Genomic DNA, 18,687 nt, shown 5'->3' with positions numbered 1-18,687 from the left:
ACGGAAAAGCTAACAGTATTTGTCCAGCTTATTGTATGCCCTGGCGCCCGGAGCTTTTAGTGCCGGGTCATTTTGTGCTGCCAGTTTATCTACCCACATGGCGGTGGCGCCGCATACGGCTATCGGCATCACAAACAGGTTAAACAACGGGATCATACAGGCGATATTTACCGTCACGCCAAAGGCAAAGCTGGTTCCGGGTTGGCTGCGCAGTTGCGCGCGCATGGTGCGAAAGTCAATTTTATGGTTATCGTACGGGTAGTCGACATACTGAATAGCCAGCAACCAGCTGGTAAATAAAAACCACAGGATAGGGCCCACCAGCGGCAGAAACAAAAACAGCACAAATAAAATGATAGCGCGCGGCAGAGCATACAGCAGTTTTTGCCATTCGCGGCCGAGCATGCGCGGGATATCTTTTATAAAGCCTGCTATGCCGACATCGGGCAGTGTTTTACCACTAAGATGTGCTTCTACTTTTTCACTGAGCAAGCCATTAAAGGGCGCGGCAATAAAGTTGGCTACCATGGTAAAGCTGTAGGCTAAACCAATTACCAGTGTCATTACGCCCAGCGGGATCAGTAAATACTCTAACCAGTGCAACCAGCCGGGCAGATAGTGCTGCACAGCCGCGACCATGGCATTTACCTGAGCCAGTAAGATGTAAAACGCAAAGGAAAACAGCACCAGGTTGATTAACAGCGGCACCAGCACAAAACGCTTTAAACCTTTGGTGTGGATCAAAGTCAGGCCACGAAAAAAGTAGTACATTACACCCTCAGCTAAAATACCGGCAACAGCTATGCAGGCAGTATAAGGTGTTTAGCTGACATTCCGCTGTATTGACGGCAGTTTTTTGGTAACAGAATATAACGTTGTAACAGAGCTCTGGCATAACAGCGGTATTTTTATGCTAGAATGCGCGCAGTTTTTTGCCGCGACGCGGCTTAACCGGTTTTAACAGCAACTAAGGGTGGCATATGGCGATGTTAGGTTCTGCGCTGGTGTTTGGGGTAACCACACTGTGTTTACTGGCAGGGTTAACCTGTTTGTTTTCGGCGCTGTTGGTGCCGGCGGAAGTGGGGGCGGAGAAACAATTTGAAAAGCGCCTGGAGTACGGTATGTTTGCCGCTGTGGGTTTAGTCAGCTTTGCGGTACTGCTGTATATCGGCTAACGCTGCAGCTGCGTAATAAAAAACGGCAGGTATAACCTGCCGTTTTGCTTTTATAACAGTAAGTTACTCTATGCTGCGCAGCAGAGCGTTAATGCCTACTTTAGCACGGGTTTGTGCATCGACTTTTTTCACGATAATAGCCGCATATAAGCTGTGGCTGCCATCTTTTGCCGGGATAGTCCCGGGCACGACCACAGCACCGGCCGGTACGCGGCCATAGCTGATTTCACCGGTTTCCCTGTCATAAATGCGCGTGCTCTGGCTGATATATACGCCCATGGATAACACCGCGCCTTCTTCCACGATAACGCCTTCTACCACTTCAGAGCGGGCGCCGATAAAGCAGTTATCTTCAATAATGGTCGGGTTGGCCTGCAACGGCTCTAATACACCGCCAATGCCTACGCCGCCGGATAAATGCACGTTTTTACCAATTTGTGCGCAGCTGCCTACGGTAGCCCAGGTATCGACCATAGTACCTTCACCGACATAGGCGCCGATATTGACGTATGAAGGCATCAGCACCACATTTTTTGCAATATAGCTGCCACGGCGCACTGCAGCCGGCGGTACTACGCGCACGCCATCGCTGCGAAACTGTGCATCGCTGTAGCCGGCATATTTCATCGCTACTTTATCGAAAAAGCGGTTCTCTGCCCCGTCCATCACCTGGTTGTCGTTAATACGAAACGACAGTAATACGGCTTTTTTCAGCCACTGATGTACTACCCATTCGCCGGCAAGTTTTTCAGCCACCCGGGCACTGCCGTTATCCAGCATGCTGATGGCCGATTCTACTGCCTGTTTTACTTCGCTGCTGACAGTAGCAGGGGTGATGTCGGCACGTTGTTCAAATGCTTGTTCGATAATGCTTTTTAACTCTGACATTGTCTTTGTTAGCCTTCTGTTTGCTGTGATAGTTGCTCGATCAGTGCCCGTTTCAGCGCGCTTTGCTGCTCGCTGCTCAGGGCCTGCTCGTCGCTATTTGAAATCATAAAAAAGTCTTCAGCCCGCTCGCCGATGGTAGTGATCTTAGCCGCATGAATATTCACATCGCAGCGCTGAAATACTTCGCCGATATTGGCCAGCAGCCCCGGGGTATCCAGTGCGGCCAATTCCACCATAGTACGTCTGGCAGTGTTGCCGGGTAAAAACACTACCTTGGGCGGCACGTTAAACTGGCGCATCTGGCGCGATAACCTGGTTTTTTGCCGCGATAAATCCGGTTTGTCCAGAATATACAGCTCTAACGCGCGTTTAATGCTTTGTTGGCGTGATGGCGAATTTACCGCCTCGCCGTTTTGCTCCAGAATAACAAAGGTGTCCATCGCATAACCGTCTTTGTTGGTCATAATTTGGGCATCGAAAATATTCACTTTTTTGCTGTCGAGCGCCGCCACTAACCGGGCAAATAGCTTGGGCTGATCTTTAGTGTAAATAAATACCTGGGTACCACCGCGGATGGGCGCTTTGCTGATCAGCACCAGCGGTTCGTCCGGGTTTTTATGCCGCAAAATATGCTCGCAGTGCCAGGCAATTTGCCGCGCGCTGTAGCGGGCAAAGTAATCGGCTTTAATCCGGCTCCATAATTGCAAAATTTCACTCTCACTAAAGGTTTGCTTTAGCAGCAGTGGCATAGCTTCGCTTTGGTTTTCGCGGATAAGGTCGCGCAAATCCATTGGTTTTTCCAAACCGCGGCGAAAGGCTTTTTGCGTGGCCAAAAACAGCTCGCGCAGTAAGGAGCCTTTCCAGTCGTTCCATAAATTGTCGTTAGTGGCGCGGATATCGGCCAGGGTTAAGCAGTACAGATAATTCAGCCGGGTTTCGTCGCGCACTTTTTCGGCAAATTCCGCCACTACCGCCGGGTCGTGAATGTCACGGCGCTGCGCCGTTACTGACATCAGCAGGTGATGCTCGACCAGCCAGGCAATCAGCTTGCTGTCAAACTCACTGAGTTTGTGCAACTTGGAAAATTCGCGCACATCCATAGCACCAAGCTCAGAGTGATCGCCGCCGCGGCCTTTGGCGATATCATGAAAAATACCGGCTAAATACAACAGCTCCGGTTTTTCCATTTTTTTGACGATATCGCTGCACAGCGGAAACTCACTTTCATGTTCGCTTAGCGTGTATTTGTATAAGTTTTTCAGTAAACGGTGGGTATGTTCATCCACGGTGTAAGCATGGAATAAATCAAACTGCATCTGGCCGACAATATTACGCCACTGCGGCAAGTAAGCCGCCAGTACGCCATAGCGGTGCATTAAGGTAATGGCTTTATCCATACCGCGCGGATGGCGGATAATGGCTAAAAACAGCTGGCGGCAGGCTTCATAGTCCTGTAAGTCGCCCATTAAGCGCCGCCGCACCTGACGGATCAGCCGCATGGTAGAGGAATGTACGCCGGTAATATTAGAGTTATTGGCAATATGCCAAAACAGCCGCAGCAGGTTATCGCGCCTGGCAAATACCGCGTTATCACGGGCGGCGATCAAATGGCCCTGCAGCTCGAAGTAGTCATCCAGCAGCAGGGTTTTCACTTTTTCTTTGTGGTTTAAAATGCTGCCGTCAAAGTGTTGCAACAGCATTTCGTTTAGCTCTGCTACGCGCTGTACGGTGCGGAAAAACCGCTTCATCATCCGTTCCACCGAAGCTTTACCGTCGGCGCCAAAACCCAGCCGTTCTGCCACGGCCGGCTGGTAGTCAAACAGAATACGGTTTTCGTTACGGCCGGCTTCTATGTGCAGTGCAAAGCGCATTTGCCATAAATAGGCTTCACATTCCATCAGTTCCTGGTATTCATCTTCGGTCAGGTACTGGTAGGCCACCAGCTCGCGCATGGTGCGGGTTTGAAAATGCCGTTTGGCCACCCAGCCAATGGTTTGAATATCGCGCAGGCCACCCGGGTTGGCTTTTAAGTTGGGTTCGAGGTTGTAAGCCGTGCCGTGATACTGGGCATGGCGTTGTTGTTGCTCGTGGCGTTTGGCTTGGAAAAACGCCTGGCTGGTCCAGAAGCTGTCTTTGCTGACGTCTGATTGCAGTTGTTCAAACAGCGGCTTATTACCGGTAAGCAGGCGCATTTCTAACAGGTTAGTGGCAATGGTAATGTCGTCTTTGCCCAGTTTTATCGATTCTTTTATCGTGCGCACACTGTGGCCAACTTCAAGGCGTAAATCCCACAATACGGTAATAAATTGCGCGATCGCCTCTTGTTGTGCCGCGGATAACCGGCCGTCTGCCAGTAGCAGCAAGTCAATGTCAGAGCAGGGATGCAACTCGCCGCGGCCATAGCCGCCCACTGCAATCAGGCTTAAGTCTTTGCTTTTATGTAACTCGTACTTGTGCCACAGCTGCACCAGTACATCGTCAATAAAACGGGCGCGGGCTTTTACCAGCGCATTTACCGGATGCTGCGAGAAGCTGCGGCTTAGCCAGTCATGAAAGTCAGCAAAATGCTTTTTATAAGCTTCCAGGCTGTAACTGTCCGGAAGCGCTTTGCTGTAGGTTACCGCCTGGCTCATACTGCTACTCCGTTGGGGCGGTTACTCCGCCGTTAAGATCCGCTCTATAGTATCGTCGCTGCGTAGGGTTAAAATTTCGCAGCCGGTATCGGTAACTAAAATAGTGTGTTCAAACTGGGCTGATAAACTACGATCTTTGGTCACCACTGTCCAACCATCGGCCAATAATTTACTGTGGCGGCCACCGGCGTTAATCATCGGCTCTATGGTTAAGCACATGCCGGTTTTTAGTACTTCACCGGTGCCAGGTTTGCCGTAATGCAATACCTGCGGGTCTTCATGAAATACCGCCCCTATACCGTGGCCGCAGTATTCACGCACCACCGAGTAGCTGTGCTTTTCCGCGTGTTGCTGGATAACATGGCCGATATCGCCTAAGCGCACGCCGTTTTTCACTTTCTTCAAGCCCAGATACATGCACTCTTGCGTAACCCGTATCAGCCGCTCGGCCATGATGCTGGCTTTACCTACCACGAACATCTTCGAGGTATCGCCGTGGTAGCCATCTTTAATTACCGTGATGTCGATATTAACAATATCGCCTTCTTTAAGCTTTTTGTCGCCAGGTATACCGTGGCAAATCACCTGGTTAACCGAGGTGCAGATGGATTTGGGAAAACCGTGGTAGTTCAGCGGTGCCGGTATCGCCTGCTGCTCGTTAACAATGTAATTGTGACAGATGGTGTTCAGTTCGTCGGTGGTAACACCGGCTGTTACATAAGGCTCAATCATTTCCAACACGTCGGCGGCGAGGCGGCCTGCGACACGCATTTTTTCAATTTCGGCCGGGGTTTTGATGCTTGCTGTCATGCCTGTTCTCTCTGGTTATACCGAAGGACTATGTTGCCCGCCGTACTGCTGCAAAAATACACATTTGATTGTGTTTGTAAGGTGCCTATGGTATAAAGCGCGCCGCAAATTAGCAAATTGCTTTATCTGTTATTGCAGAACCTTTTGTTCTCAGATAGAGATAACACTGAGTTAATCGGCGGAATCTAAACAAAACACACATGTATCGGCACATATTCCGGGGTGCTTTGCTCTGCGCTGAACCACAGCCAGACCAAGGTCGGCATATGGGATACATGGAGGCTTAACCCCTTATACAGGAAAATAAATCATGGCAAAAGTTTCTATGCGCGACATGCTCCAGGCGGGCGTGCACTTCGGTCACCAAACCCGTTACTGGAATCCAAAAATGAAGCCATTCATTTTCGGTGCGCGTAACAAAGTACACATCATCAACCTGGAACAAACTGTTCCTATGATGAACGATGCACTGGCATTCATTCAGCAAGTAGCAGCGAAAAAGGGCAAAATCCTGTTCGTTGGTACTAAGCGTGCGGCTTCTGAAGCAATCAAAGAAGCGGCAAGCAAAGTTGATCAGTTCTACGTAAACCACCGTTGGTTAGGTGGCATGCTGACTAACTGGAAAACTGTTCGTCAGTCAATCAAGCGTTTAAAAGATCTGGAAGCGCAAAGCCAGGACGGTACTTTCGACAAGCTGACCAAGAAAGAAGCTTTAGACCGTACCCGTGAAATGGACAAGCTGGAAAAGAGCTTAGGCGGTATTAAAGACATGGGCGGCTTGCCAGACGTGCTGTTCGTGATCGACGCTGACCATGAACACATTGCGATCAAAGAAGCTAACAACCTGGGTATTCCGGTTGTATCTATCGTTGATACCAACTCTGATCCAAAAGGCGTTGACTTTGTAGTACCGGGTAACGATGACGCGATCCGCGCTATCCAGTTATATCTGGCTGCTGTAGGTCAGGCTATCCTGGAAGGTCGTGACAAAAACATCGAAGTCCAGGCTGAAGCCGAAGCCTTCGTTGTTGAAGCAGAGTAATTTCTCTGTCATTAGCGCAGGCTAAGCTTGCGCTAACACAGTGCCAAATTGCGACAGGGGCCCCGGCCCCTGTTTGTCCAACCCGAATTAATACGAGGAAGCTCCCATGGCTGTAACTGCCGCTTTAGTAAAAGAACTTCGCGAGCGCACTGGCGCTGGCATGATGGATTGTAAAAAAGCATTGGAAGAAACTGCAGGCGATATCGAAGCTGCAATCGACGCGATGCGTAAAAGTGGTTTGGCCAAAGCTGCCAAGAAAGCAGGCCGTATTGCCGCTGAAGGTACTATTTTAACCCGCGTAGCTAACGGTTACGGTTTAGCTATCGAGTTTAACTGTGAAACAGACTTCGTAGCACGTGATGCCAGCTTCCTGGCTTTTGCTAACGCAGTTGCCGACTTAGCGCACGCTAACAAGCTGTTCACTGCTGAAGCGATTTTAGCTGCTGATTTAAACGGTACTTCAGTTGAAGATACCCGCGCGACTTTAGTAGCCAAAATTGGTGAAAACATCAACGTACGCCGTGCAGCAGTAGTTGAAGGCGGCGTAATTGGTTCTTACGTGCATTCTGGCCGTATAGGTGTATTGGCCGTGCTGGAAGGCGGTAACGAAGATATCGCTAAAGACGTAGCAATGCATGTTGCAGCGAACAACCCGGGTTTCTTAACACCTGGCGACGTACCGGCTGATGTAGTAGAGCGTGAGCGCGTTATCCAAATCGACATCGCGGTTAACTCTGGTAAGCCACAGGAAATCGCTGAGAAAATGGTTGCCGGCCGTATGAGCAAGTTCACCGGTGAAGTAAGCTTAACCGGTCAGCCGTTCGTGAAAGATCCATCAGTTTCTGTTGGTGACTTCCTGAAGCAAAACAGTGCTAAAGCTGTTTCTTTCATTCGTCTGGAAGTAGGCGAAGGTATCGAGAAGAAAGAAGAAGACTTTGCGGCTGAAGTTGCAGCCCAAATCGCGGCAGCGAAGAAGTAATTTATTCTTCTGCCTGACGGCAAAACCCGCTAGAATAACCGCGGCTTCAGGTCTAACAACCTGGCCGCGGTTTTTTTTACCCGCAATAATCCTAATTAACCACGCACTATGGGGATCTCATGAGCACGAATCCAAAACCAACTTACCGCAGGATCTTATTAAAACTCAGTGGCGAAGCACTGATGGGCGATGAGGGCTTTGGTATTGACCCCAAAGTGCTGGACCGGATGGCGCAGGAAATAAAAGAGCTGGTCGAATTAGGCGTACAGGTTGGCATAGTGATCGGCGGCGGTAATATCTTCCGTGGTGAAGGCCTGGCCAAAGCCGGGATGAACCGCGTAGTGGGTGACCACATGGGGATGCTGGCGACGGTAATGAATGGTCTGGCGATGCGTGATGCATTGCACCGCGCCTACGTGAACGCGCGGATGATGAGTGCTATTCCGTTAAATGGTGTCTGTGACAATTACAGCTGGGCCGAGGCCATCAGCTTGTTAAAATCGGGCCGGGTGGTCATTTTCTCTGCCGGTACCGGTAACCCGTTCTTTACTACCGACTCTGCTGCCTGTTTGCGCGGCATTGAAATTGAAGCCGACGCCGTACTAAAAGCAACTAAGGTTGACGGTGTGTTCTCGGCCGACCCGGTAAAAGACCCTACTGCTACCCTTTACAGCCAACTGACATATAACGAAGTGCTGGATAAAGAGCTTAAAGTGATGGATTTAGCAGCCTTTACGCTGGCGCGGGACCATAATTTGCAAATTCGTGTGTTTAATATGAATACTGCCGGCGCGCTGAAACGGGTGATTATGGGCGAGCCGGAAGGCACGGTCATCGACCACGCCGAAAATTTACAGTAAACTAGAGCGCTGAGTAAGGCGTGCTGAATCGACGCCATGAACAAACAAGGATACCGATCGTGATTAACGACATTATTACAGACAGTAAAGTACGGATGGAAAAAAGCGTTGATGCGCTTAAAGTACAATTAACTAAAGTGCGCACCGGCCGCGCGCACCCAAGCTTATTGGATGGCATTTCCGTGTCTTACTACGGCACGGATACACCGCTGCGCCAGGTGGCTAACGTGTCAATCGATGATGCCCGCACCCTTGCTATTACCGTATTCGACAAAAGCATGACAGCCGCGGTAGAGAAAGCCATTATGGCGTCTGACCTGGGCTTAAACCCGATGTCTGCCGGCACCATTATTCGTGTACCTTTGCCGGCGTTGACCGAAGAGCGGCGTAAAAGCCTGGTGAAACTGGTACGTGCTGAAGCCGAGAACGGCCGTGTTGCCGTGCGTAATATCCGTCGTGATGCCAATGCTGATTTAAAAACACTGCAAAAAGATAAAGAAATCAGTGAAGATGACGAGCGCCGTGCAGCGGATGAGATCCAGAAAATTACCGACACTTTCGTGAAGAAAATTGATGACGTGTTGGCAGAGAAAGAAAAGGAACTAATGGAAGTCTGATTTGGCCTTCTGTTAACATTACAGCGTCGTGACGCTTTGGCATTACGGCGCTTTTTTCTATCCGGTAATAGTTTTATCTGACATCAGCAGCAGACTGATGGGTATTACAAGTTAAGGACAGGTCGCACGTTATGACTGCAGACTCGCAGCTCAAGCCGCAAAGCTTGCCACAGCATGTGGCAATTATCATGGATGGCAACGGTCGTTGGGCACAGCGGCAAGGTAAACCGCGGGTGTGGGGCCATAAAAAGGGCGTAGAAGCGGTGCGCCGCAGCGTCAGTTTCTGCCGTGAGCTGGGGATTAGTTCGCTGACATTGTTTGCCTTTAGCAGCGAAAACTGGCGCCGGCCGGAAGAAGAAGTGTCAACCTTGATGCAGCTGTTTCTGATGGTGTTGCAAAGCGAAGTGAAAACACTGCATAAGCACAATGTCAGGTTAAAAATTGTCGGTGATTTATCGGCTTTCAGTGATAAATTAAAAGCAAATATTGCCAAAGCCGAACAGTTGACCGCGGCTAACACTGCCATGACACTGAATATTGCCGCTAACTACGGCGGCCGCTGGGACATGGTGAATGCTGCCCGTTGTTTGGCCACTCAGGTACAAAACGGTGAGCTGACTGTGGCGGATATTAACGAACATACTTTTGCTGCACAGGTACAGATGTCAGAACAGCCGGAATTGGATTTATTGATCCGCACCGGTGGCGATGTACGCATCAGCAATTTTCTACTATGGCAGGCTGCTTATGCCGAGCTTTGGTTTACAGACACCCTGTGGCCTGACTTTGATCAACAGGTGTTCTCAGAAGCGATAGCCGCCTTTGTTAACCGTGAGCGTCGTTTTGGCTGTACCGGAGAACAAATCCGGCAGTTGGCAACGCTGGGTAAAGGATAACGAGATTGTTTAAACAACGCGTAATTACCGCGCTGATATTAGCGCCACTGGCTTTAATGGCCGTATTTTATTTACCGCTGGCCGGTTTTGCACTGTTCATCTCAGCCGCTTTTTTGCTTGGTGCCTGGGAGTGGAGTGGTTTTTGTGGTTTAGCAACCAAAGCGATGCGATGGGTTTATGTTGGCCTTACGGCGACTATTCTGGCGCTGCTGTACTGGCAACTGCCGGTGCAGGCCAGTTGGCCGGTTGAAACCAATGTGTTGCTCAGCAGCTTATTATTGGCCGGTGTGGCCTGGTGGTTGCTGGCAATAGTGTTAGTACTTACTTACCCGCGTAGCCAAAGATTGTGGGCTGGCAGTGATTGGCGCAAAGCCCTGATGGGCTGGCTAACGCTGATACCGGCCTGGGCTGCGGTATTATTTATCCGTTCAACGGATTATGCGGCATCAAACTTTACCGGAGCCTGGTTAATTTGCTGTCTGCTTGGCCTGGTATGGGCGGCGGATATTGGCGGTTATATTGTCGGCAAGCCGTTTGGCAAGCATAAATTGCTGCCTAAAGTCAGCCCTGGTAAAACAATAGAAGGTATGCTTGGCGGCTTGTTGTTTGTTGGCATAGTGGTTACCGTGGTTGCGGCACTGCAGGACTGGCCGGCACAAACTACAGTGTGGTATATCGCTGCTTTCTTGCTTACCGTGTTATCAGTGTTTGGTGATCTGACCGAAAGCATGCTGAAACGCGTGGCGGGTAAAAAAGACAGTGGCGCCTTTTTGCCGGGCCACGGTGGTATTTTAGATCGCATTGACAGCTTAACGGCGACGGCGCCGCTGTTTGCCATTATTCTGGCAATTTTTGGTGGTTTTTACTGATGCGTCATGTGGTTATCCTCGGTTCCACCGGTTCTATCGGCGTCAGTACCTTATCGGTACTGGCAGCGCATCCGCAGGATTACCAGGTCTTGGCACTAACAGCTGCCACGCAAAGCGATAAGCTGTTACAGCAGTGTTTGCAGTATCAACCGCGCTTTGCCGCTATGCTGGACCACAGTGCGGCTAAAGAGTTGGCAGCAGCGCTAAAACAAGCCGGTAGCCGCACAGAAGTGTTAGCCGGCATTGACGGTTTGTGCCAGTTGGCCGCGCACCCGGACGCTGATATTGTGATGGCCGCTATCGTCGGCTCTGCCGGTTTGTTGCCCACCCTGGCGGCAGTAGAGCAGGGTAAAACCATACTGCTGGCCAATAAAGAAGCGCTGGTGATGAGTGGTGAGTTGTTTCTCAACAAAGTGAAGCGCCACGGTGCTACGTTGTTGCCGATAGACAGCGAGCACAATGCGATATTCCAGTGTTTACCTGCGGCGTTACAGCAGCATACCCATGATCAACAAATCACTGATTTTGGTATCAGTAAATTATTACTGACCGGCAGTGGCGGGCCTTTTCTGACGTTACCTTTAGCAGACTTTGCTGCTATTACGCCGGCTCAGGCCGTGGCGCACCCGAACTGGAGTATGGGGCATAAGATCTCTGTTGACAGCGCGACGATGATGAACAAAGGCCTGGAGTTTATTGAGGCGCGTTGGTTATTTAACTGCCAGGCTGCCGATATTGAGGTGGTGATCCATCCGCAAAGTATTATTCATTCTATGGTGCAATACACCGATGGCTCTGTGCTGGCGCAGTTAGGTCAGCCGGATATGCGTACGCCTATCGCGCATGCCCTGGCGTTTCCAAAGCGTATCGCCAGTCCCGTGGCGCCGTTAAGTTTTAAACAGATGCGTGATTTTACTTTTACTGAGCCACAACCTGAGCGCTATCCGAACTTATACCTCGCCATGCAGGCATGCCAACACGGTCAGGGCGCGACGACGGCGCTTAATGCTGCCAATGAAATTGCTGTAGAGGCCTTTTTGCAGCAGCAAATCCGCTTTACCGACATTGCTGCTGTGAATGCGCACAGTCTGGAGCAATTTGCCGGCTTTCGTGTCAGCACGCTGGATGATATATTGGCGCTGGATCAGCAGGCACGTGAGCATGCGCGGTTACAGCTAAGGAAACTAAGTTAATGTCTGGTGCGATTTGGAATTTGTTGTCATTTATTGTCGCCCTGGGTGTACTGATCACGGTGCATGAGTTCGGCCATTTTTGGGTCGCCCGTAAAAACGGCGTATTGGTAAAGCGCTTTTCTATTGGTTTTGGTAAAGCACTGCTGCGCTGGCGCGATAAACAGGGTACGGAGTTTGTTATTGCCGCTATTCCGTTGGGCGGTTATGTGCGGATGCTGGATGAACGGATCGACCCCGTGTTGCCGCAGTTTAAAGACCTGGCGTTTAACCACAAAACCGTGTGGCAGCGGATGGCAATTATTGCCGCCGGCCCGGCAGCAAACTTTATCTTCGCTGTGTTTGCTTTATGGCTGATGTATATATTGGGCGTGCAAACTATGCGGCCGATAATTGCTGATGTGGCGCCGCAATCTATAGCGGCGCAGGCCGGTATCGGTGCGCAACAGCAAATCGTGTCAGTAAATCAACGCCCCGCTACCGATGCCAGCAGCGTTAATTTATTGTTGGTGGAGCAAATCGGCAGTGACAGCATAACGCTGGGCTTGCAAGACCTGGCAACTCAGCAACAGCGTAGCGTGCAGTTGGATACCCGTAATTGGCAATTTGACCCTGAAACACAGAATGTGTTTGACAGCTTGGGACTGCACTTAGCGCGGCCAACAGCATTAACCGAAATCGCTACAGTAGCCGAAGGCTCAGCGGCACAGGCTGCAGGGTTGCAGGCAAATGATAAAATTTTGCAGATAGATGATGTGGTGATCCGCGATTGGCCGCAACTGCAGGGGATTATTGTTAATGCTGCTGAGCAGCCTTTAACGCTGCTGTTGTTGCGGGGAGGTAATGAATTAACGCTAACGGTAACGCCGGCATTATCAATAACCGAAGATGGTTTTTCGCAGGGTATATTGGGTGTTACACCTAAAGTCAGTGATTGGCCGGCTGGCGTATTGTATACCCAACGCTATGGTGTGCTGGATGCGGTAGGTGCTGGTGTGGCGCATACCTGGCAGTTGACCCGGCTTAGCCTGGCGATGATTGGTAAGCTGGTAACCGGTGATGTATCCGTTAAGCATTTAAGCGGCCCCATTTCTATCGCCCAAGGCGCGGGCACTACTGCCAGTATAGGTTTGGTGGCATTTTTATCGTTTTTGGCGCTGATAAGTGTTAACTTAGCCGTCATCAATTTGCTGCCGTTACCGGTACTGGATGGCGGGCACTTAATGTACATGCTGCTGGAACTAATACGTGGCAAACCTGTCTCTGAAAAGACGCAGGAAATAGGTTTCCGGTTCGGAGCGTTAATCCTGCTGACGTTAATGGGAATTGCGCTGCTCAACGATATTTCTCGTTTGTAAATAACTAATCATAAGTAGTTCAAATAATGACAATTAAACGATTAGTAGCTGCGATGTTACTTGCCTCTGCCAGTAACCCGCTGCTCGCTGAAGAATCATTTACGGTTCAGGATATTCAGGTTGAAGGCCTGCAACGCGTTGCGCTGGGCGCGGCGTTGAACAATTTACCCTTTAATGTTGGCGACACGGTAACGGAGTACAATTTATCCCGTAGTATCCGCACACTTTATGCGGCCGGTCATTTTGACGACATCAAAGTATATCGTGATGGCAATACGGTTATTTACCGTTTACGCGAACGCCCGACCATTAATACGATAGAGTTTGATGGCAATAAAGATATTAAAGAAGAGCAGCTTAATGAAAGTTTAGCCGGCAACCGTGTTGAAGTGGGCGAACCGCTGGACAAAACTATTCTGCAAAGCATTGAAAACGGCTTAACTGAGTTTTATCACGGTGTGGGTAAATATCAGGCTGAAGTAGAAATTGAAGTGACTTACCTGCCGCGTAATCGCGTAAATCTGAAAATTAACTTTGAAGAAGGCGATGCAGCCTCTATCAGGCAGATAAACGTGGTGGGTAATCAGCTGTTCTCTGATGAAGAGCTGTTGCAAGATGTCGAGTCTAAACAAGATTTACCCTGGTGGCGTTTTATGTCTTCCGACCGCTATCAAAAGCAAACCCTGCAGGGTGATATAGAAAAAATTAACAGCCATTATTTAGACCGTGGCTATCTTCGCTTTAATATCGACTCGTCGCAGGTATCGGTAAGTCCGGACAAAGAATCTGTTTATGTAACGTTAAACGTCACTGAAGGTGAAAAGTACACCATCAGTGGTGTTAAGTTTGTTGGCGATTTGATTGGCCAGGATGAATTTATCCGCAAGATTATGCCGCTAAAAGACGGTGAATTATATAATGGTGCTTTGGTTACCTATACCGAAGAGAGCATAGCCAAGTTATTAGCCCGCTTTGGCTATGCCAATTCTAAAGTACGCACTATTCCGCAAATTAATGATGATACTAACCAGGTTGAGCTAACCATTAGCGTTGATCCGGGCAAGCGCGTATATGTGCGCCGCATCGATATGAGTGGTAACAGCAATACCCGCGATGAAGTGTTGCGCCGTGAGTTGCGACAAATGGAAGGCGCCTGGTTGTCTAATGATGCGCTGGAGCTGTCTAAAGAGCGGATTCAGCGTTTGCCGTATATTGAGAGCGTAGATTTTGCCACTACACCGGTGGCAGGTGTCGACGATCTGGTCGACATAGGTTTTAATATTAAAGAGCAGCCGTCTGGTAGTTTTAACGCCGGTATTTCCTACGGCAATTATATGGGCTTGTCGTTCCAGGTTGGGGTGCAACAGGAAAACTTTTTTGGTACCGGTAACAGCGCCGGTATTAGCCTGAACACCAATAAATATCAGAAATCAATAAGTGCTACTTATACCGATCCATATTTCACCCTTGATGGTGTCAGCCTCGGTGGCCAGGTGTTTTACTCCGATGTGGATTACAGTAGTGCTTCATCCAACCTTGAGGCCTATAATCAGCAACGCTATGGCTTTGGTGCCAATATCGGTTATCCGATAAATGAGTACAATCGGCTAAACTTCGGTGCGAACTACATTGTTAACAAGATCAATTCAATTAATGAGTATGATCAATTACGGCATTTCCGTGCCGTGTTGCTGGACGCGCAAAACCCGGATGGTGGTTATAACTTTACTAACTATGAGTTGTCGGCATCATGGGTGCGCAGCACGCTAAACCGCGGTCTGTTCCCAACGGCGGGGCATTATTTAGGACTGAGTTTAAAGGCTACTACACCAAATTCTGATTTAACTTACTTTAAGACTACCTTTGAAGGGCGTAATTATATTCCGCTCAGCAACGATCATGCCTGGTCATTCCTGTCTAAGCTGGAACTGGGCTACGGTAATGGTTATGGCTCAAAAAATGGTTATGATTACACCCTACCATTTACTGAAAACTTCTATGCCGGTGGCCAGAATATCCGCGGCTTTGAAAGCCGTATTATTGGGCCGCATGCGATCTTCCGCCGGGCTCAATCCGTACCAGGGCTGCCTGACCCAAATACCGGTAGTGTACCGTTCCCCAGTGGCCCGGAAAATGACACTTATTCTGTCTCGCCGCGTTCTATTGGTGGTAATGCTATGGGTATATTGACACTGGAGCTGATCACGCCAACACCGTTTTTAAGTGATGAGTATCGCAATTCCGTGCGCACCAGTTTGTTTGTTGACGCCGGCAACGTTTGGGACTCCGAGTTTGATCTTAACCGCTATGCGGCGTTGATCCAGGTCCCGAGCTTTCAGGGGGAGCCAGCGTTACAGGATTATTCAGATCCTGGTTTGATTCGCGCTACGGCTGGTGTATCTTTACAATGGATCTCGCCGATGGGCCCGCTAACCTTTAGTTTGGCCAAAATCATCAAAAAGTATGAAGGTGATTTACAGGAAAACTTCAGTTTTAATATTGGTACAACTTTCTAGAACAGAAAAAATAGGGAATAAAAGATGTTGAATACACGTGTAGTAAAATCCGCTTTGGTACTGATGGCCGGTTTAATGTTAGCTGGCAACGTAGCGGCAAAAGAGATGAAAATTGCCTTTGTTGATGTGCAAGCTGTAGCGGCAAAGATTCCACAGTCTGCCGCTATGCAGGAAACGATTAAAAATGAGTTTGCGCAGCGTATTGAGGCTGTAGGTAAGCTGGAAAAAGACATTACTTTTAATATTGAAAAGCTGCGTCGCGATGGCCCGACCATGAGCGAAAAACAGCAGGAAGAATTAAAAACGGCTGTGACAAATCAGCGTCAGCAATACGAGCAATTAGCCCGGCCATTGGACGAAGAAATCCGTAACCGCCAGGCTGAAGAGCGCAATAAAGTTTTGGCCTTAATCAAAACGGCTATTGATGTGGTAGCAGAGCGCGAAAAATTCGATATGGTATTAAACTCTGGTGCAGCAGTGTATGCCAAGCCGGAATATGATATTTCTGAGGCAGTTGCTGCTCAGGTAGGTAAAGCTAAGTAATGCGCAGTTACTGTCTGGCAGAATTAGCTGAGCACTTAGATGCTCAGTTAATTGGCGATGCAAAATGCAATATCACAGCTACTGCGACATTGGAGCATGGTGGTGACAGCCAAATCAGTTTTTTGTCTAACAGCAAGTACCGCAAGTATTTGACTGAGACCAAGGCTGCAGCTGTGCTGGTAAAAATTGATGATGTGCCTTTTATGCCACCTGGCGTAAATGCTTTAGTGGTCAAAGATCCATATGTAGCTTTTGCCAGGGTAGCGCAGTTGTTGGATTCGACTCCTGCAGCTGCGGATGGCGTTCATCCTTCTGCCAGTATTGACCCGACTGCCGACGTTGCGGCATCGGCTGCTATAGGCCCGAATGCTGTTGTCGCCGCCGGTGCAACTATTGGTGAAAATGTTCAGGTTGGTGCCGGTTGTTTTGTTGGCGAGCAGGTTGTGCTTGGTGATAATGTGCGGCTTTGGCCTAATGTTTCGGTATATCATGGCGTTAAAATTGGCAGCAATACTATAGTACATAGTGGTGCTGTGATAGGGTCTGATGGCTTTGGTTTTGCTAATGAGCGGGGCAATTGGCTTAAGATCCCACAGACCGGCGCGGTAATTATTGGTGCTTATTGCGAAATTGGCGCCAATACCACCATCGATCGTGGAGCGATAGATAATACAGTAATAGGCAACAATGTAATCATCGATAACCTGTGCCAAATTGCTCACAATGTGCGCATCGGTGATCATACTGCGATGGCCGGTGCTACGGTTGTTGCCGGTAGTACCCGTATTGGCCGTTATTGTATTATTGGCGGTGCTGTAGTAATTAACGGCCATATTGAAATATGTGATGGTGCGCATATTTCCGGTATGGCCATGGTGATGAAACCCATCACCGAAAAAGGCGTATACTCTTCCGGTATTCCCGCTGTCAGCAATTTAGAATGGCGTAAAAATACCGCTAAGTTACGTCAGATAGACCAACTTTATCAGCGGGTGAAGCAGCTGGAACAACAGCTGGCCGGTATGCAAACTGCAACTGGTGCTGATCACTAAACAGAGGAACAACCTTGGCTAACCAACTTAATAGTCTCCAGGTGCAGGAGATTATGGCGTTACTACCACACCGCTATCCGTTTTTACTGATTGACCGTGTATTGGATTTCACTCCGGGTGAAAGTCTGACGGCGCTTAAAAATGTCACTATTAATGAGCCCATTTTTACCGGTCATTTTCCGGGCATGCCTATTTTTCCCGGTGTATTAATTCTTGAAGCTCTGGCGCAGGCTACCGGTATTCTGGGTTTTAAAACGGTAACTGAACGCTCTGAAAATGAGCTGTACTTATTCGCCGCTATAGACGATGCCCGCTTTAAAAAGCCGGTGGTACCCGGTGATACCATGATCCTCGAAGTTAAATTTTTAAAAGAACGCCGCAACATGTGGAAGTTTTACGGCGAAGCTAAGGTTGAAGGCCAAATTGTCTGCTCGGCTGAGCTGATGTGTGCCAGAAGAGAGCTATAACGTGATCCATCCATCTGCAGTAATTGAAGCCAGTGCCAAACTGGGTAAGAACGTTAAAGTCGGGCCGTTTTGCTACATTGGCCATGACGTGGTCATTGGTGATGACTGTGTTTTGGAATCGCATGTGGCGATTAAAGGCCCCAGTATTATTGGTAAAGGTAACCACTTTTTCCAGTTCGCCAGTATCGGTGAGTCGTGCCAGGATAAAAAGTATAAAGGTGAAGCTACCCAACTTATTGTTGGCGACTACAACGTATTTCGTGAAGGCTGCTCAGTGCACCGTGGTACGGTGCAGGACCAGGGTAAAACCATTATCGGTAGCCATAACCTGTTTATGAATACCACTCACATTGCGCATGACTGTGTTATCGGCAGCCATACTATTTTTGCCAGCGGCGCTCAGGCTGCCGGCCATGTGCATGTTGGTGATTGGGCTATTCTGGGCGGTATGACCGGCGTGCATCAGTTTGTGCATATTGGCGCTCACAGTTTTTGTGGAGGTGGTTCTATTGTACTTAAAGATGTACCGCCTTATCTGATGGTGCATGGCGCGCCCTGCGTGCCGGCCGGCATTAATACTGAAGGCTTAAAACGCCGCGGCTACAGCAGCGAAGCGCTGTTGGAAATTCGCCGTGCTTACAAAGAAGTATATCGTAAAGGCCAAACGGTAGCCGAAGCCTTAGCCGCACTGCAGGATAAAGCCGCTGAAGTGCCCGAGCTTAAGCTGTTTACCGATTTCATCGCCAACGCCAGCAGAGGTATAGTGCGCTGATGCCTGCAACTGACCGGCCG

General features: G+C 49.2%; 18 protein-coding genes. 14 read left to right on the top strand and 4 right to left on the bottom strand.

Translation table 11 applies throughout. The features are described from left to right. Nucleotides 1-9: 9 nt before the first annotated feature. Entirely contained in the window at nucleotides 10-771 is a 762-nt protein-coding gene (cysZ, locus tag Q8O77_RS15040) for a sulfate transporter CysZ (RefSeq protein WP_305554918.1), read from the bottom strand. 209 nt (nucleotides 772-980) lie between these two features. On the opposite strand from cysZ, the gene Q8O77_RS15035 reads away from it, so the two are divergent. Next, on the top strand, nucleotides 981-1,175 hold the full coding sequence (locus tag Q8O77_RS15035) for a hypothetical protein (protein WP_305554916.1): 195 nt from the start codon (nucleotides 981-983) through the stop codon (nucleotides 1,173-1,175). Nucleotides 1,176-1,238: 63 nt separating this feature from the next. On the opposite strand, the gene dapD is transcribed toward Q8O77_RS15035, so the two are convergent. From dapD to map, 3 genes are read right to left on the bottom strand one after another with little or no spacing between them, the layout of a single operon-like run. Next, nucleotides 1,239-2,063 carry a 2,3,4,5-tetrahydropyridine-2,6-dicarboxylate N-succinyltransferase gene (dapD, locus tag Q8O77_RS15030; protein ID WP_305554914.1) on the bottom strand — a complete coding sequence of 275 codons (825 nt, stop codon included), beginning with the start codon at nucleotides 2,061-2,063 and terminating at the stop codon, nucleotides 1,239-1,241. Nucleotides 2,064-2,071: 8 nt separating this feature from the next. Continuing rightward, nucleotides 2,072-4,696: a bifunctional uridylyltransferase/uridylyl-removing protein GlnD gene (glnD, locus tag Q8O77_RS15025; protein ID WP_305554912.1), complete on the bottom strand. Its 2,625-nt coding sequence runs from the start codon at nucleotides 4,694-4,696 to the stop codon at nucleotides 2,072-2,074. 21 nt (nucleotides 4,697-4,717) lie between these two features. Next, entirely contained in the window at nucleotides 4,718-5,506 is a 789-nt protein-coding gene (map, locus tag Q8O77_RS15020; protein ID WP_305554910.1) for a type I methionyl aminopeptidase, read from the bottom strand. 310 nt (nucleotides 5,507-5,816) lie between these two features. On the opposite strand from map, the gene rpsB reads away from it, so the two are divergent. The 13 genes from rpsB (at nucleotide 5,817) to lpxA (ending at nucleotide 18,667) form a co-directional block, all read left to right on the top strand. Beyond that, nucleotides 5,817-6,548, top strand: a complete 732-nt coding sequence (gene rpsB / locus Q8O77_RS15015; protein WP_173500898.1) for a 30S ribosomal protein S2 — start codon at nucleotides 5,817-5,819, stop codon at nucleotides 6,546-6,548. 106 nt (nucleotides 6,549-6,654) lie between these two features. Next, a complete protein-coding gene (gene tsf, locus Q8O77_RS15010; protein ID WP_305554908.1) occupies nucleotides 6,655-7,527 on the top strand; it encodes a translation elongation factor Ts in 873 nt (290 codons plus the stop codon). A 119-nt stretch (nucleotides 7,528-7,646) separates the two neighbouring features. Next, nucleotides 7,647-8,387: a UMP kinase gene (gene pyrH, locus Q8O77_RS15005; protein WP_068232385.1), complete on the top strand. Its 741-nt coding sequence runs from the start codon at nucleotides 7,647-7,649 to the stop codon at nucleotides 8,385-8,387. Between the two features lie 59 nt (nucleotides 8,388-8,446). Then, the gene (frr, locus tag Q8O77_RS15000; RefSeq protein ID WP_305554905.1) at nucleotides 8,447-9,004 is read left to right on the top strand and encodes a ribosome recycling factor; all 558 of its coding nucleotides are present in this window, start codon (nucleotides 8,447-8,449) and stop codon (nucleotides 9,002-9,004) included. 131 nt (nucleotides 9,005-9,135) lie between these two features. Then, entirely contained in the window at nucleotides 9,136-9,900 is a 765-nt protein-coding gene (gene uppS, locus Q8O77_RS14995) for a polyprenyl diphosphate synthase (protein WP_305554903.1), read from the top strand. A gap of 5 nt (nucleotides 9,901-9,905) precedes the next feature. Next, a complete protein-coding gene (locus Q8O77_RS14990; RefSeq protein ID WP_305554901.1) occupies nucleotides 9,906-10,769 on the top strand; it encodes a phosphatidate cytidylyltransferase in 864 nt (287 codons plus the stop codon). Further along, nucleotides 10,769-11,962 carry a 1-deoxy-D-xylulose-5-phosphate reductoisomerase gene (ispC, locus tag Q8O77_RS14985; RefSeq protein WP_305554899.1) on the top strand — a complete coding sequence of 398 codons (1,194 nt, stop codon included), beginning with the start codon at nucleotides 10,769-10,771 and terminating at the stop codon, nucleotides 11,960-11,962. The genes Q8O77_RS14990 and ispC overlap by 1 nt, the downstream gene beginning before the upstream one ends. Beyond that, on the top strand, nucleotides 11,962-13,317 hold the full coding sequence (gene rseP / locus Q8O77_RS14980) for a sigma E protease regulator RseP (protein WP_305554897.1): 1,356 nt from the start codon (nucleotides 11,962-11,964) through the stop codon (nucleotides 13,315-13,317). The genes ispC and rseP overlap by 1 nt, the downstream gene beginning before the upstream one ends. A gap of 26 nt (nucleotides 13,318-13,343) precedes the next feature. Next, nucleotides 13,344-15,833, top strand: coding sequence for an outer membrane protein assembly factor BamA (gene bamA / locus Q8O77_RS14975; RefSeq protein ID WP_305554895.1), 2,490 nt, complete (start codon nucleotides 13,344-13,346; stop codon nucleotides 15,831-15,833). 24 nt (nucleotides 15,834-15,857) lie between these two features. Then, nucleotides 15,858-16,376, top strand: a complete 519-nt coding sequence (locus tag Q8O77_RS14970; protein ID WP_305554893.1) for an OmpH family outer membrane protein — start codon at nucleotides 15,858-15,860, stop codon at nucleotides 16,374-16,376. Continuing rightward, nucleotides 16,376-17,428 carry a UDP-3-O-(3-hydroxymyristoyl)glucosamine N-acyltransferase gene (gene lpxD / locus Q8O77_RS14965; RefSeq protein ID WP_305554891.1) on the top strand — a complete coding sequence of 351 codons (1,053 nt, stop codon included), beginning with the start codon at nucleotides 16,376-16,378 and terminating at the stop codon, nucleotides 17,426-17,428. The genes Q8O77_RS14970 and lpxD overlap by 1 nt, the downstream gene beginning before the upstream one ends. Before the next feature lie 53 nt (nucleotides 17,429-17,481). After that, the gene (gene fabZ / locus Q8O77_RS14960) at nucleotides 17,482-17,895 is read left to right on the top strand and encodes a 3-hydroxyacyl-ACP dehydratase FabZ (RefSeq protein ID WP_304629623.1); all 414 of its coding nucleotides are present in this window, start codon (nucleotides 17,482-17,484) and stop codon (nucleotides 17,893-17,895) included. After that, nucleotides 17,876-18,667 carry an acyl-ACP--UDP-N-acetylglucosamine O-acyltransferase gene (lpxA, locus tag Q8O77_RS14955; RefSeq protein WP_305554888.1) on the top strand — a complete coding sequence of 264 codons (792 nt, stop codon included), beginning with the start codon at nucleotides 17,876-17,878 and terminating at the stop codon, nucleotides 18,665-18,667. The genes fabZ and lpxA overlap by 20 nt, the downstream gene beginning before the upstream one ends. The last annotated feature ends 20 nt before the right edge of the window (nucleotides 18,668-18,687 follow it).

This window comes from Rheinheimera sp. (assembly GCF_030690345.1).
In the GTDB taxonomy this organism is placed as follows: domain Bacteria; phylum Pseudomonadota; class Gammaproteobacteria; order Enterobacterales; family Alteromonadaceae; genus Alishewanella.
Note: the sequence above shows the minus strand (reverse complement) of the source record. Positions and strands in the feature narration are given on the sequence as shown.